Genomic DNA, 14,667 nt, shown 5'->3' with positions numbered 1-14,667 from the left:
ATGTGTAACAAAGATTTCGTCGTACTGCCCCCGCAAGGCTGACTAGACTTCTCAAAAGTGCAAACATTGAGAAGTCAGACAGCTACTGCGATAAACAGTAACCACTATTTAAGTAAAGAGGCGACTGTCAGCAGTATGCACGCATTCCCTCAAGAGTCTCGGGCTACTCTGGCAATTTTTGTTCAACATTTCAAAATTTAAAACCACCTTCCATATGCGCTTCTCATTTTCATTAAATCCATCTTCAACTTTCTCCTTATTGTGTGGGTGTAAAAAAGTGGTTACTGACTAAACTTCTCAAAAACGGTAACATTGAGAAACAGACAGATACTGCGATAAACAACAACCTCAAGCAAAGTTAAAATATATGATAATGATTTCAACTTTCCCACAGTATTTTTCTACGGCTCTTGCAATCATTATTCAACACTCCAAATATGAGATATCCCCTCACCTTTACTGCTCCTTTCATTTTGTTTTCGAGTAAAAAGTATGCTATATGTTGGTTTCTCTATTGTTTGGAAATGGAAAATCAAATAAAAGTGGTAATGTTTGAAAGAAAGGTGTAAAATTTGGGAGTGCGTTTTTAATTCACTTACACGCGATCCACAACGTGTAATGTGGTCACATGCGAAATGGTATGGGAAATGGTATTGCGATGTTGATACCTACTTAATTTAAAAGAGCAATAATTAGATTTTAGTATTATTTTACATTTTAAATCTATGTGTATTATAATGGTGAAAGCGTTTACTTGAGAGATGCAAATATTGGAGGGGTACAGTGTGATTAATATCCTAGAAGAATTAAATGCGATATTATGGGGCGCACCGAGTCTGATTTTATTAACGGGAACGGGATTGTTTTTAACCTTTGTGTTGAAGGGCATGCAGTTCACGAAACTGATTCATGCATTCAAACTTGCCTTTGTTCCTAATAAAAAAGAAGCCGAGAGTGAAGGTGACATTAGTAACTTTAAAGCGTTGATGACGTCACTTGCCGGTATGATTGGTAACGGGAATATCGCCGGTGTTGCGACAGCCGTTACTTTAGGTGGTCCTGGTGCGATTTTTTGGATGTGGGTCGTTGGTTTGCTCGGTATGACAACGAAATATGCCGAGGCGTTGTTAGCGATGAAGTTCCGCGTTCAAAATGATAAAGGTGAATATTCAAGTGGTCCGATGTATTACATAGAAAAAGGATTGGGTCATCGTTTCAAATTTTTAGCAATTGCCTTTGCGATTTTCGGTGCCTTTGCTGCATTAGGTATCGGGAATAGCGTGCAGTCCAATACGATTGCTGACGTCATGACCAATAGCTTTAACGTGAGTGGTTTTATCACTGGGATTGTATTAGTCATTCTCATCTCACTCATTATTTTTGGTGGGCTGAAACGTATTAGTAACGTTGCAGGTTTCTTCGTTCCAATGATGGCAATTTTTTACATTGGTGCATCTGTGACAGTTCTCATTATTAATTACGATCAAATTTTACCGGCATTCGGTTTAATTTTTAAATATGCGTTCACACCGGTGTCTGCTACAGGTGGATTTACTGGAATTATGGTGATGCAAGCGATTCAAAATGGTGTGTCTAAAGGAATCTTTTCAAACGAAGCCGGTTTAGGTACGGTCGCATTGATTTCTGGTAATGCGAAAGCCGGGCATCCAGCAACACAAGCACTTGTTGCTATGACAGGTACATTTATCGTGACAATTATTGTTTGTACAATGACAGGTCTTGTCTTACTTGTAACAGGCTATTGGGATCCAACAGGTGGGTTATTGTCAGGCGTATCACATGATCCAAAATTAGAAGCTGGTGCACTGACAAGTATGGCATTCGGCGCAAGTTTGGGCACTTTGGGCGAATATGTCGTGTCACTTTCTGTTATTTTCTTCGGATTTTCTACCATTATCGCTTGGTTCGTATACGGTGCGAAATGTTTCGAATATTTATTCGGTGTCAAATATGTCATGCTTTACGGTGTCATTTATGTCATCGCTACGTTTGTAGGGACTATTGCAAACCTTAAAACAGTGTGGTTGTTTGCAGATACAGCCAACGCGATGATGATGATTCCAAACTTAATCGGTATTTTATTCTTATATAAAATTATTAAGCGAGAAACTGAATTATATTTCAAACCAAATACGCAAAACTATTCTAAAACATCATGATAAGCCAATGATACGGTCTGTATGCTATAACAGGTCGTATCGTTTTTTTTGCAAGAGCTTGTCGACAAATTTGATGAAAAGGAGCTATATAACAGATGAACTTGACACAATTGATTCTCAGTTTTATCAAAAGCCGAGAATACTCGCGACTTTAGCCGTGCAGATGAATCGGTTTCGCTTGAGGTATAGCTTTAACTATACTAATCAAGTGACATATGTTAAATCTATATTTAAACACCTATAAATACGCTTTTTAACATAAACGTGTGTTAAAATCATTGAGCGGTATTTTTTGTATGTCAGAAATCCATTATGGACCGTGGATACGTATACTCTATTCAGTATCATCTTGTTTGGTGTGTAAAATATCGACGTGATATTTTGTTTTGTATGGTCATTTCGATATTGATGTTAAACAGTTATTGAAACAAATTGCTATGGATAATAATACAGAAGAACAAATTAGAAAATATATAGAAAAATCAAGGAGAGTGAGAGTTATGATTAAACATAAAGCGTATAAATTTAGAATATATCCAAATGCACAACAAGAGATATTAATTAATAAAAACAGAAGACTAAAGTTGCTAGATTATATGAGAAAGTTATGAACCAACGTGAAGATTTTTTAAATAAGATGAGTACAGAAATGATCAAAAACCACGATATGATCTGTATTGAAAACTTAAACACAAAAGGTATGTTGCGCAATCATAAATTAGCAAAAAGTATTTCTGATGTTTCTTGGTCTAGTTTTGTAACGAAATTAGAGTATAAGGCTGATTGGTATGGGCGGGAAATCATCAAAATAGATAAATGGTTTCCATCTAGTCAAATTTGTTCAAGCTGTGGAATTAACACAGGTAAAAAGCCATTAGATGTTAGATTATGGACTTGTGAATGTGGTGCAGAACATGACAGAGACATCAATGCTAGTAAGAATATTAAGAATGAAGAATTAAGAATAAGAAGTATAAAATTTGTAAATTAATACAAAAACAAGTCGTTCTACGCGAAAATTTGAAGAACTAACACAAAACCCAGATGCACATGTATTATTAGGATATGAAGAAGGTTCGGGTCAGCCTTATGTTGAAATTGAAGGCCAAGTCGATATCATCACCAACTCGAAAGAAATCGATTGGTTGTGGCAAGAACAAAACCGTACATTTTTCGACTCTAAAAGTGATTCCGATTTAGTGGTGTTACGTATCATTCCATCACATATCACATTATTGAATAGTGATGAAACGGCAACCCCATTTGAAATTGATGTGAGCCAACTGTAACTAAGAAAGGACGTGTTAAAATGATTCAACGCTTACAAGAAGTCATGTTATACGTTCAAAACCAAGAAAAAGCCAAACAATTTTGGACATCTCATTTTGATTTCCAAGTCGCATCAGATGAAACATTTCAAGGCATGCGTATCATCACGTTAAAACCAACGCAAGATGCACAAACAGCCATCGTACTCCAAGACCAAGAAAAAGTTGAAGCAATGGGTATGGGCGTCAATACAGGGACCCCTTCGCTCATGTTCGGTACAACCGACGTCGATGCGTTGTATGAAGACTTGAAATCAAAAGGGATTCAAGTCGGCGAAAAAATGACTTTACCGACAGGCACCGTGTTTAACTTTGCTGACGACGAAAACAACTATTTCGCAGTACGCCAAATCGAACAATAATGAAAAAACAAACACTATTCCCACAACAACGTGCTTTCAAAAATTGCGCACAGTGGAGAATAGTGTTTTTATTGATTGATTTCTGAACCCGCTCTTACTCATATCTCAAATATCAAATGCACTAGCCAAACTTGAATGTGAACGTGGTTGGCATCATTGGTACACATTCACAGATCAAACATCAAACACAGATTGTAAAAAACATGCAAGACGCCCGAGGGATAGAGTTAAAGACAAAATAACGTCATTTAACTTTAAAAGTGGCTACCGTTTAACGCAGTAGCTGTCTGACTTCTCAATACGCATGCTTTTGAGAAGTCCAGTCAACCATGCGGGAGCGTTACAGAAATCCAATTTAGCTTCCATCAAGTGTACGCTTCAATCAAGCCAAATTGAGTTGAAGCAAGGCCCCTGGAAAGCGTAGCACGTTTCAGCAATCTGAAGGTAGATGTTCCCCTCACAATTTGTTCTCCAAATACTGTCCCCCATCACTCACCTTTAAGCTGCAACTGATACATTTTATAATAAATGCCGCCTTTCGCAATCAAAGCCTCATGCGTACCTCGCTCGACAATCTCACCTTGATTCAACACCAAAATCTCATCTGCATCTTGAATAGTCGACAAACGATGCGCAATCGCAATCGTCGTCCGTCCAGCACGCATCCGATTCAATGACTGCTGAATCGCTTCTTCGGTCTCAGAGTCAATATTTGCTGTGGCTTCATCCAAGATTAAAATTTTCGGGTTAATCGCCATCGTACGCGCAAATGCAATCAATTGACGTTGACCACTTGAAAACGCACTGCCCTTTTCAATCACTTTATGATCATAGCCACCGTCCAACTGCTCAATAAACAGATGCGCATGTACAAATTCCGCTGCTGCTTTCACTTCTGCTTCAGTCATCGTTGGATGATACAACTTAATATTAGAAGCGACGGTACCATAAAACATAAATGGATCTTGTAACACGAGGCCAATATTGCGCTTTAAATGTTCGTGCGGAAATGTTTTAATCGACCGACCATCAATGAATATGTTGCCTCGATTAAACTCATAAAAACGCATAAACAAGTTGATAATCGAACTTTTCCCAGAACCTGTATGACCGACTAATGCGACGGTTTGACCTGGCTCGACTGTAAACGAAATATGTTTTAACACATCATGCTCGCCATCATAACTAAAGGACACGTCATCAAACACGATACGCCCTTCTGTAATTTCACTGCCACCTTGTGGATCTTGTAGCGGTGCGTGTGTTGGATTATCCATCATTTTAAATACACGGCTAGCCGATACAATTGCTTGTTGGAAAATGTTTAAGTTCTGACTTACTTGATTGACTGGTTCAAAAAAGCGCTGCATGTATTGAATAAATGCATAGACAACCCCTGCTGTCACCGTTGTCGAAAAACTTAAAATACCGAAATACGCTAAAATCATCACTGTTGAAAACGTTGATAACATCGTAATGGCTGGACGTAAAAGCATCCCGTCTAAGCGAATCGTTTTCATGGAGTATTGATAATGAGACGTGTTAATCGTTTCAAATTCGTCACGTAAGCGCGCTTCTTGATTGAACACTTGAATGATTTTCATACCCTCAATAGATTCACCGAGTTTAGCGTTTAAATCAGATAAGCGTCGTCTCGCTTCGTAAAAGTAAATCGATGCATATTTACGGTAAATAGCGAGGACGATAAAGACTAATGGTGTAAACAATATCGCGAAAAATGCCATGCGGACGTCTAATACGAACATCATTGTAAAACTTGCCAAAATCATGAAAAAAGCAATTAAAAATGATGATAAGACGCCTGTGAACATTTCAACAATCGCTTCTGTATCATTCGTTAACCGCGATACAATACTCCCGCTCGGTGTCGCATCAAAAAACTTCATACCTAGGCGACTAATCCGTTTAAACGCATCAATTCTTAGTTGTTGAATGACTTTGAAAGCTAAATATTGTAAATAATAAATACTTAAATATGTCGTCACAGCACCGATCAGTTGGATGCCGATGAACACAACTAATAGCATCACGATATCATTACCTGGGAAATATCGTGGCGTTAAATATTGGTCGATAAAGATTTTAACTAAATATGGGACCGACATACTCGCAGCCGTCGATAGTGTCAGCATCGTAATCGTTAAAAAGATCAGTTTTTTAAACGGAAATGTATATCGGAGGAGTCGATATAACGTTCGGGCTTGTTCTTTCGTCGTCAATTGGGGATTACTTTCTTGTTGTTTCATTCGTGGCACCTCCATTGACTTCGCTTTCTAAATCTTGTATTAAACGGCTTTGCATCGCTTGAGATTGGAATGTTTCAGCATACCAACCGTGCTGTTGAAGCAATTCATCATGTGTACCACGCTCGATAATCGTACCGTCACGCATTACGATAATGAGATCTGCATGCATCACCGCACTCATTCGATGGGCAGTAATAATGTTTGTTTTACCTTGTCGTTCTTTTTTCAAGTTCCCTAAAATAGCAGTTTCAGTTTCGGCGTCCACTGCTGACAATGCATCATCTAAAATCAACACTTGTGGATTGGTCAATAATGCACGGGCAATAGAAATCCGCTGTTTCTGTCCACCTGATAAAGAGACACCACGTTCACCGACAACTGTATCATAGGCGAGTGGTAACGTTAAAATATCTTGGTGAATATGACTCATCGCACTCGCATGATGGACCGCTTTATCATCAATATCGGGTTGACTAAACGCAATATTACCTCGAATAGTTGAAGAAAATAAAAAGTGTTCTTGCGGGACATAGCCGAACTGTGCGCGCAACTTTCGAATATCATAGTCACGTAGCGGATGATGGCCATATTGAATATCTTCAGGTCGCTCAGTATCAAACTCACGCAACAACAGACGAATGAGTAAACTTTTACCTGCTCCTGTATGCCCGACAATGCCCACTGTCATCCCTTGTTGAATCGTAAAGTCAATATGATGTAAACTGGCATGCGCTGTATCTTCAAACTGAAATTGCTTTAAATTAAAATCAATATCGCCAGTCGGTGCGTCACTATATTGGTATGTCGTTACAATACCACTTGGCACACTTTCAATCTCTCGTATACGGTCATATGATGCTGCCCCTCTTTGAATAATGTTAAAGAAAAAGCCTAGTGCAAGGAGCGGCCATACGAGCATGCCTAAATAAGTAGTGAACGTAATCAACTGTCCAATCGTAATTGAACCGTCAATCACCATATAGGCACCAAATACAACGCTCAGTAAATAACTCGCACCAATAATCAGCTCAATCGTCGGATCAAACAGTGCATCGATTTTCGAAACGACTAAGTTTTTCGCTACGACACGGTCACTCAATTGGCGAAAGTCATTTTCATCTTCTGTTTCATAGCCAAATGATTTTGTCACTTTCACACCCGCAATACTTTCTTGCGTTTTATCATTCAACTCACTAAACGCCCCTTGTGCCTCTTTAAAGCCTTTATGCAGCAAACGACCATAATAACTCGCTGAAATGACTAAAATCGGCAGTGGAATCATTGCGATGAGTGTTAACTTTGGACTAATCGTCACAAACATCATCACTAACGTCATACCACCTGTAATCATTGCCTCTGAAATGGTCATCACACCAATGCCGGCCGTATTTTGTACAGCACGAATATCATTGGTCGCATGCGCCATCAAATCACCTGTTCGATATTTTTGATAAAATGATGGGCTCATTTGTGTATATTTCTCATACAATTGTTCTCTTAAAATGCGTCCTAATTTAGCACTTGCTCCGAAAAAGCGGGTGCGTAAAAAGTAACGTAATCCATAGACGAGCACACCTACTGAAAAAATAATCAGGAGGTACATCGTCAAATTTTGTGGCGTTAATGTTTTCGCCGTAATATGGTCGATTACAAAACCAATCATTTGCGGTGGAATCAAACTCAATAATGCCGCTACGAACAACGCCATCAATGCGGTCACATAACGCCATTTCTCTTGTTTCAAAAACCACCCTAATTGTTTAAAAACTTTCATGCTGTCACCTGCTTTCGGTTGTTCCGTGTCAATACTCATCCTTCACTATCGAAGTCTTTTAAAATACCATCCATTTCGCCTATTTGGCAATTTTGCTGTTTGTAGAAAGTGAAAATCATGTGCATGTTTCACTCTTTAGTTACGACGCACGTATGCCACACGCTTCTGCGACCACTTCAACAATATGTTTCACTGCCACGCGTTGAGCTAAACCTTCCCGTTCCACGCCTAACTTCATCTGTAAATGACAACCTGGATTAGACGTAATAATTAACTCCGGTCGGGCTTGTTTCACATTTTGCATTTTATAATCTAAAATTTGCATCGCCGCATCATAATGAACAAGGTTATAAATGCCTGCCGAACCACAGCACATCTGTTGTGACGGCATCTCTACTAACGCAAGCCCAGGTACACGTTTTAATACATTTTCAGGCGCTTCGAATACTTTTTGAACATTTTCTAGGTGACATGACGGCTGATATACCGCACGATACGCCACTTCATGCGTCATTTTCAACTCAATCTGTGCCATTATTTCAGAAATATCACGAACTTTTGCGACAAACTGTTCGGCACGTTGACGCCAAGTTGTCCCTTGCTCAAACAACAAATGGTATTCTTTCAATGCTGCACCACAACCACCAATCGTATTCACAATATAATCAAAATCATACTGTTCGTACGCAGCAATATTCGCTTTCGCCAGTGCAATCGTATGTGCCGTCTCACCTGCATGATGTTGAAGCGCACCACAGCACGTTTGTTGCGGAACATTCGTCACATGAACATCGTGTTGGCGCATAATCTGCATGGCGAGTGCATTCACTTCACTGAAAAACGCATCCATCATACACCCTTGAAAGAAGCCCACTTTCATTTGATGGGGACGTGCTTCATGATCGTTTTCCTCAATAGGATGAGTGAGTTGCACAGGCGGTAATATTTTTTGAAGTTGTGCGTATTTCGGGAGTGGTTTTAAAATTTTTGTCGCTGTGACCGCTTTTTCAACACCTGACCGTTGATAAAAATATAACCCTTTGTTCACAAGACGTAGCGCTTTTTTACTTTTTAATACCCCTTCAAAAGCCACTGTTCGAATGACTTTCTCGACACGTGATTGTGATCGCTCTTCATGGAGCACTTCAACGGCTGAACTTAAAATATCTCCGTAGCGCACATGTGTCGGACAAATTGTTTCACACGCACGGCAACCTAAACACAAATCAATTCCAGATGCCATATCGTCCAACGTAATCTTGTCTTCTGCTGCCATTTTGACTAAATTAATACGGCCCCGTGGCGAATGTTTTTCACTTTTAAATGACACATACGTCGGGCAGACCGGCAAACAATACCCACATTGTACACAGTCAAATGTCGCTTCATAGTCTAAACGTTCCTTTAAGTTAGTTGTCATGGCTCAACACCAACCTTGTTTCACCTGCTGCCGGAAAAATCTTTCCAGGGTTAAGGCGATGATCTGGATCTAACGCATCTTTAATCGCTTTTTGAAATGCCAAACTTGCCGGGTCAAATTCACGTGTCATAAATGGCTTTTTCATCATACCAATGCCATGTTCTCCCGAAAGCGTTCCGCCCAGTTCAATCGCATAATTAAAAATCTCTTCAACCGCACTTTCGACATTTTTTATCGCTTCAGGATCACGCATATTCGCACTAATCGTTGGATGCAAATTGCCGTCTCCCGCATGTCCAAATACGACCAAATTCAAATCGTATTTTTGTTTAATTTCATCAATTTTTTCAAACATATGCGGAATTTTACTAAGTGGCACAGTCGCATCTTCCGAAATTTTTGTAAAGCCACGTTCCACAACGGCAGGTGACACCGCTTTACGAACTTGCCATAACTCGGCTTCTTCTGCTTTGGACGCAGCAATTTTAACTTGAGTGACACCAATTTTGGCAAGTGCTGCTTTAATCGTTTCTAATTCTTTTGGTAAAATCTCTTCATCACCGTCTACTTCAACTAACAAGACTGCCGCTGCATCTCTAGGCAAATCAATGCCCGCATAGTCCACTACTTTGTTAATCGCATGGTGATCGAGTATTTCCATTTTAGACGGTCGTACACCTGACGTTAATATTTGTGAAATCGAACGTCCTGCTGAACCGAGATCTTCAAAAATAATCAAAGCTGTTTGCGTCGCTTGCGGTTTCGGTATTAAACGTAACGTCGCTTCAGTAATAATGCCGAGCGTTCCTTCTGCGCCGATTAATAATTTCGTTAAGTCGTAGCCTGTCACATTTTTGATCGTATTACCACCCGTGCGTATAATGTCCCCTTGTGCCGTCACAACCTCCAAACCAATGACATAATCTTTTGTAACGCCATATTTCACGCCATGTGGTCCGCCTGCATTTTCAGCTAGATTCCCACCAATCGTACATACAGAAGAAGATGACGGATCGGGTGGGTACATGAGTTGATGTTGTTCTGCCAACGCATGAATATCCGCCGTTTTCACACCTGGTCTAGTCTTAATGATTAAATCATCAGGGTAAATCGTCACCTCGTCATTCCATTGTGAAAAATCAAGAACAATCCCACCATTTACCGGCAATGAACCGCCCGACAAGTTCGTCCCTGCTCCCCTTGGATAAATCGGTAAGTCATATACATTTGCAAGTTTTACAATTTGTTGCACTTCGCTCGTCGCTATCGGCTGCGTCACAAAATCAGGCAAATATTGTCCAAATGAACCGTCATAGCCGTAAGACACTCGCTCTGCAACATCGATAAACACACGATCTCCCACAATGTCGCGCAATCGTCGTTCAATTTCAAGTTGACGTTGTTGTCGCATTGAAATCCCCCCTATTTCATTCGCTTGATGTCGGAATATTTTGATAAAGTCGTCTTTTCTTATTCTATCACACTTCCAAAAATGTAACATGATGAATATATTTCTAAATAAAAAAAACAGTTTGATACAAAGTAGGGACATGATCGCATCAAAGCGCACATGCGACATCGCTGAAAACGTATGTTAAGCTAGTATAAAAGAGAAGAAAAGAGGAGAATTCATGTCAAAGTTTGATCATGTGCAACCACCGAAACATTTTGCGCGCCATCATAAAACATTAATCGTCACGACGCGCTATCAATTTACGAGTGATAACCGCATTTACTTTTCAAATACTGAACATGTCGATTTAGAAAACCATACGTATACATTAGAGGTCGAGCTATGGTCTAAAACAGACGAGCACGGCATGGCTGTAGACTTTAAAGATATTGATAAAGTATACCGCGAACATATGGAACCTTTATTAGACGGCCAGTTGATTAATGATACATTGCCAGATATGAATACAACAGTCGAAAATATGGCGCATTGGATATGGTTACGCTTTAATGAATATTTGCCAGAAGGCGTGTCGCTCAACACCATTGCGCTGTATGAAACACCTGAACAAGGCATTAAATTAACACGTAACATTATGGCACAGTAAAGTGAGTACGCTTTAAAACTTGGGATAAAAAAGTTTAACAAGATAAATAAGACTGGCATTTAAGCGTAACAGAAGCTCAAATGTCAGTCTTATTATTTTTGCATATGATGTATTTGGGATTATCTAGCTCTCTACACCATCGAACTTAAGCATGATTTGAACATTGTTTACCATAAGACAAAAGATGACTGAAGTAACGTTTTTCAGTTCAAGTCACCTTTGTCTAAGTGCTAAGAGAAATATTTAATAAAGTAGGAGGTCTTTCTCGTTTTTTTGAATTACAGAAAGGTCTTATGATTTATTGTCGTCTATCCATTTTTTCAATCTTGTATCGATAGGCTGTATTTTAGCGCTCTTATACGTTGTTCTATTTTCATTACCATACAGGATACCTAAAAATTTGCCTCCCTCTAAAAATACACCGGACCCTGATTGACCAGGAGAGGCTGGCATTGAAGTACTTAATTCCTTAGTAATAGGGTTAACTTTAGTGATGACACCTTCACTTTTATATTGCTTTGTTCCACCTTTATCACCAGGATAACCATAACTATATATTTTCGTTCCAATTAATTTCTTAAGTGTTTCTTTATCATAAGCTACAATTGCTGTTTTATAGCCTTTAATATAATACTTGTAAGCATGACTTTTATCTTTGTCTTCTCCTTTGATAATTGCGATATCAACACCAGGGTCAGGTATATATGTGCTAATATTCATCATACCAAAAGGTGTTGACATACCAGACTGACCAGGATACACTGCGCCAATATAACCTGTTTTTTTCTCGTTGCCCGCACAGTGTTTAGCGGTTAACCATGTGTTCGGCGTAATCAAAACTGCTGAACAATAAAGCGTATAGCTCGGCTCGTATTTGGCGTTCAATCTACCGTTCGGGTCTGTAATCGTATCCACTAACGTCTGTGTTCCAGGTTCTGGCTCATGAGCGAGGGCATTACTGAACGTTAACATAGGCAGCCAAAAACATAAGCAAAGTATGATTGAAATTTTCCTTTTCATTTTATTCCACCTTTACAAAATTTTTCAACAACATACAGCATATGCTTTAAAAAACTTAACTCAAGCTTGTCATGACACCTTTATCATATACTTATTATATTAAAATTGTATTACTTCATCATTAATAAATATTTCAAATTTAATTTTTTTACGTATAACAACTTATTAATTTTATTATAAATATGCCTGGATACAATGCACAAAACACAACACATTATATTCAACATTCTTTTTGAAGTATTAATATTATTTTGATGAATTTAACAATCGACATACTTTCGAACAATTTACCTATTACCTATAATCATTTTTATTTTTATTAAGCCATTAAACAAAGCCTCTTTAAAATAGAAGTCTTACCCTGTCGCTTTACTTGTCTCGTATTATTATGATTTTTCAACTCTTTTTCACTTTGTACTTTTCAATCCAAGTTTTTAACCTATAATCAATAGGATGTATTTTCGCAGTTTTAATGGACCAACCTGCTCTACTCTCATTACCATAGAGTATACCTAATAAATGACCGTTGTTTAGATAGACACCCGATCCAGATTGTCCTCCCACAGCAGGCATTGAAGTACTTAATTCCCATGTCCGTGGATTAATTGCTGTTATAATACCCACACTTTTATATTGCTTAAAGCCACCTTTATCACCCGGGTAGCCATAACTATAGATGGTTTGACCAACTAATTCTTCTAAATCTTTTAAATCATATTCATAAATCGCTGTATCAAAACCTGTAATATAATATTTATAAGCTGTTGTTTTATCTCTATCTGTTCCCTTAATAATCGCAATATCCTCTGCAGGATCGGGTATATATGTGCTAATATCCATCATACCAAAAGGTGTTGAGATACCAGACTGACCAGGATATACTGCGCCAATATAACCTGTTTTTTTCTCGTTGCCTGCACAATGTTTAGCAGTTAACCATGTGTTCGGCGTAATCAAAACTGCTGAACAATAAAGCGTATAGCTCGGCTCGTATTTGGCGTTTAATCTACCGTTCGGGTCTGTAATCGTATCTACTAACGTCTGTGTTCCAGGTTCTGACTTATGAGCAAGGGCGTTATTGAACGTTAACATAGGCAGCCAAAAACATAAGCAAAGTATGATTGAAATTTTCCTTTTCATTTTTATTCCACCTTTGTTTTTTCTTTCGCCAAACTATCGACTTGGTTTCTTATTCAAAATGTGATATCACAAATTTAAATTACCCCTATTACATTAAAAATACAACTATATTCATCTTTAAATATTACAGTTTCCAGAACATTATATTTCTTGATATTTTTAGAACACGCTAAAACACGTTAGACAATTTATGTAATACACCCGAAAATCCAATCTATTTTCCATCAAATGCACACTTTAATGAATTGAACGGCTTTCTACATACCAAAAAAGTAAAAAGCATGTGAAAGAAACATCAATCCTTCCACATGCTTTAACACTATGCACTTTCTATGATATTTTGAACTGCTTCAAACAATGCTTTTTCCGTCATCACTTTTTTTGTCGGCTGTTTCGTCATATCGGTTTGCGGGCGATTGCGGCGATTGTACCAGATGGTCTTCCAACCCACTTGCATGGCACCTAAAATATCGTTGTCAAAATGATCACCGATAAAGTATGTGATACTAGCGCCTACATCCATCTGTTTGCCCACTGTTTCAAATATTGCTGGATCTGGTTTCGACAAGCCTAGTTCCGCTGACACGAACATGTTTGATTCTAGAATGTATTGATCGAGTCCTAAAGCTTTAATTTTTGCACGTTGACGGTCTGACTCCCCATTTGTCAGTAAACCTAATTGGACGTCTTTTTGAACTAAATAATGCAACATTTCAACAATCGTAGCTGACAATTCGATATGTTGTTGTGCATATTCGTAATCCCGTTGAAAGGCACGTGCTTTGTCTTCAGGTAACTCGATGTCAAAGTCCGCCACTGCACGCGTGATACGGACGACATGCATGTCAGACACCGACAATTCTCCTGTTTGTGTGGCTTCGAATAATTCTTCACTATATAAACGAAAATGACGATAAAGTCTTTCTACACCTATATCAGTATCACCAAAATGACGGTAATAAGCATATTCAAAACCCGAAAGTTGATCATATAACGTATCGTCTAAATCAAAAATCATCACTTTATTCATTATTCAGCACCTCTTTATTTTAAAACTTACCCCTGCAATTATCATTTTTATACTGACACTTATGATATAACGGATGTGTCTGAATG

Annotated in this window: 13 protein-coding genes and 1 pseudogene; 7 read left to right on the top strand and 7 right to left on the bottom strand. The window is 38.5% G+C overall.

The genetic code is table 11. The annotated features are described in order from the left end of the window. The first annotated feature begins 785 nt into the window (after window positions 1-785). The 6 genes and pseudogenes from GZH82_RS02675 to GZH82_RS02655 all read left to right on the top strand — a co-directional run bounded on the left by GZH82_RS02675 (window position 786) and on the right by GZH82_RS02655 (window position 3,870). Window positions 786-2,180, top strand: a complete 1,395-nt coding sequence (locus GZH82_RS02675) for an alanine/glycine:cation symporter family protein (RefSeq protein WP_162681190.1) — start codon at window positions 786-788, stop codon at window positions 2,178-2,180. A 312-nt stretch (window positions 2,181-2,492) separates the two neighbouring features. After that, window positions 2,493-2,635, top strand: a pseudogene (locus GZH82_RS14160) (transposase); the annotation flags it as partial. Then, a complete protein-coding gene (locus GZH82_RS14505; protein WP_343236284.1) occupies window positions 2,618-2,791 on the top strand; it encodes a helix-turn-helix domain-containing protein in 174 nt (57 codons plus the stop codon). The pseudogene GZH82_RS14160 and the gene GZH82_RS14505, both read left to right, overlap by 18 nt. Continuing rightward, window positions 2,788-3,171, top strand: a complete 384-nt coding sequence (locus tag GZH82_RS02665) for an RNA-guided endonuclease TnpB family protein (protein WP_343236271.1) — start codon at window positions 2,788-2,790, stop codon at window positions 3,169-3,171. The genes GZH82_RS14505 and GZH82_RS02665 overlap by 4 nt, the downstream gene beginning before the upstream one ends. Continuing rightward, complete coding sequence (locus GZH82_RS02660) at window positions 3,167-3,469, top strand: pyridoxamine 5'-phosphate oxidase family protein (RefSeq protein WP_238989686.1); 303 nt, start codon at window positions 3,167-3,169, stop codon at window positions 3,467-3,469. Before GZH82_RS02665 ends, GZH82_RS02660 begins: the two co-directional genes overlap by 5 nt. A gap of 20 nt (window positions 3,470-3,489) precedes the next feature. Then, window positions 3,490-3,870, top strand: coding sequence for a VOC family protein (locus GZH82_RS02655; RefSeq protein ID WP_162681189.1), 381 nt, complete (start codon window positions 3,490-3,492; stop codon window positions 3,868-3,870). 488 nt (window positions 3,871-4,358) lie between these two features. On the opposite strand, the gene GZH82_RS02650 is transcribed toward GZH82_RS02655, so the two are convergent. From GZH82_RS02650 to GZH82_RS02635, 4 genes are all read right to left on the bottom strand, one after another. Then, entirely contained in the window at window positions 4,359-6,137 is a 1,779-nt protein-coding gene (locus GZH82_RS02650) for an ABC transporter ATP-binding protein (protein ID WP_162681188.1), read from the bottom strand. Continuing rightward, window positions 6,118-7,911 (bottom strand): ABC transporter ATP-binding protein, encoded by a 1,794-nt coding sequence (locus tag GZH82_RS02645; protein ID WP_162682984.1) that lies wholly within the window; start codon window positions 7,909-7,911, stop codon window positions 6,118-6,120. The genes GZH82_RS02650 and GZH82_RS02645 overlap by 20 nt, the downstream gene beginning before the upstream one ends. Before the next feature lie 139 nt (window positions 7,912-8,050). Continuing rightward, on the bottom strand, window positions 8,051-9,331 hold the full coding sequence (locus tag GZH82_RS02640; RefSeq protein WP_162681187.1) for a (Fe-S)-binding protein: 1,281 nt from the start codon (window positions 9,329-9,331) through the stop codon (window positions 8,051-8,053). Further along, window positions 9,321-10,742 (bottom strand): FAD-binding oxidoreductase, encoded by a 1,422-nt coding sequence (locus tag GZH82_RS02635; protein ID WP_162681186.1) that lies wholly within the window; start codon window positions 10,740-10,742, stop codon window positions 9,321-9,323. The genes GZH82_RS02640 and GZH82_RS02635 overlap by 11 nt, the downstream gene beginning before the upstream one ends. A 220-nt stretch (window positions 10,743-10,962) precedes the next feature. Between GZH82_RS02635 and GZH82_RS02630 the strand changes: the two genes are divergently transcribed. Continuing rightward, complete coding sequence (locus GZH82_RS02630) at window positions 10,963-11,391, top strand: 6-pyruvoyl trahydropterin synthase family protein (protein ID WP_162681185.1); 429 nt, start codon at window positions 10,963-10,965, stop codon at window positions 11,389-11,391. 291 nt (window positions 11,392-11,682) lie between these two features. Here GZH82_RS02630 and GZH82_RS02625 read toward each other — a convergent pair whose 3' ends face one another. The 3 genes from GZH82_RS02625 to GZH82_RS02615 form a co-directional block, all read right to left on the bottom strand. Further along, window positions 11,683-12,363, bottom strand: coding sequence for a trypsin-like serine peptidase (locus tag GZH82_RS02625; protein ID WP_238989624.1), 681 nt, complete (start codon window positions 12,361-12,363; stop codon window positions 11,683-11,685). A 444-nt stretch (window positions 12,364-12,807) separates the two neighbouring features. Next, window positions 12,808-13,503 carry a trypsin-like serine peptidase gene (locus GZH82_RS02620; RefSeq protein WP_238989623.1) on the bottom strand — a complete coding sequence of 232 codons (696 nt, stop codon included), beginning with the start codon at window positions 13,501-13,503 and terminating at the stop codon, window positions 12,808-12,810. Between the two features lie 367 nt (window positions 13,504-13,870). Then, window positions 13,871-14,581 (bottom strand): HAD family hydrolase, encoded by a 711-nt coding sequence (locus tag GZH82_RS02615; RefSeq protein WP_162681182.1) that lies wholly within the window; start codon window positions 14,579-14,581, stop codon window positions 13,871-13,873. Window positions 14,582-14,667: the final 86 nt, after the last annotated feature.

The sequence above is a fragment of the Staphylococcus sp. MI 10-1553 genome (assembly GCF_010365305.1).
Classification (GTDB): Bacteria; Bacillota; Bacilli; order Staphylococcales; family Staphylococcaceae; genus Staphylococcus.
Note: the sequence above shows the minus strand (reverse complement) of the source record. Positions and strands in the feature narration are given on the sequence as shown.

What these genes read in the sequence shown, in the direction of transcription:
- GZH82_RS14505 (WP_343236284.1), top strand. Translation starts at nt 2,618, where the DNA reads ATGGATAATAATACAGAAGAACAAATTAGAAAATATATAGAAAAATCA.
- GZH82_RS02665 (WP_343236271.1), top strand. Translation starts at nt 2,788, where the DNA reads ATGAACCAACGTGAAGATTTTTTAAATAAGATGAGTACAGAAATGATC.
- GZH82_RS02655 (WP_162681189.1), top strand. Translation starts at nt 3,490, where the DNA reads ATGATTCAACGCTTACAAGAAGTCATGTTATACGTTCAAAACCAAGAA.
- GZH82_RS02650 (WP_162681188.1), bottom strand. Translation starts at nt 6,137, where the DNA reads ATGAAACAACAAGAAAGTAATCCCCAATTGACGACGAAAGAACAAGCC.
- GZH82_RS02645 (WP_162682984.1), bottom strand. Translation starts at nt 7,911, where the DNA reads ATGAAAGTTTTTAAACAATTAGGGTGGTTTTTGAAACAAGAGAAATGG.
- GZH82_RS02640 (WP_162681187.1), bottom strand. Translation starts at nt 9,331, where the DNA reads ATGACAACTAACTTAAAGGAACGTTTAGACTATGAAGCGACATTTGAC.
- GZH82_RS02635 (WP_162681186.1), bottom strand. Translation starts at nt 10,742, where the DNA reads ATGCGACAACAACGTCAACTTGAAATTGAACGACGATTGCGCGACATT.
- GZH82_RS02630 (WP_162681185.1), top strand. Translation starts at nt 10,963, where the DNA reads ATGTCAAAGTTTGATCATGTGCAACCACCGAAACATTTTGCGCGCCAT.
- GZH82_RS02625 (WP_238989624.1), bottom strand. Translation starts at nt 12,363, where the DNA reads ATGTTAACGTTCAGTAATGCCCTCGCTCATGAGCCAGAACCTGGAACA.
- GZH82_RS02620 (WP_238989623.1), bottom strand. Translation starts at nt 13,503, where the DNA reads ATGTTAACGTTCAATAACGCCCTTGCTCATAAGTCAGAACCTGGAACA.
- GZH82_RS02615 (WP_162681182.1), bottom strand. Translation starts at nt 14,581, where the DNA reads ATGAATAAAGTGATGATTTTTGATTTAGACGATACGTTATATGATCAA.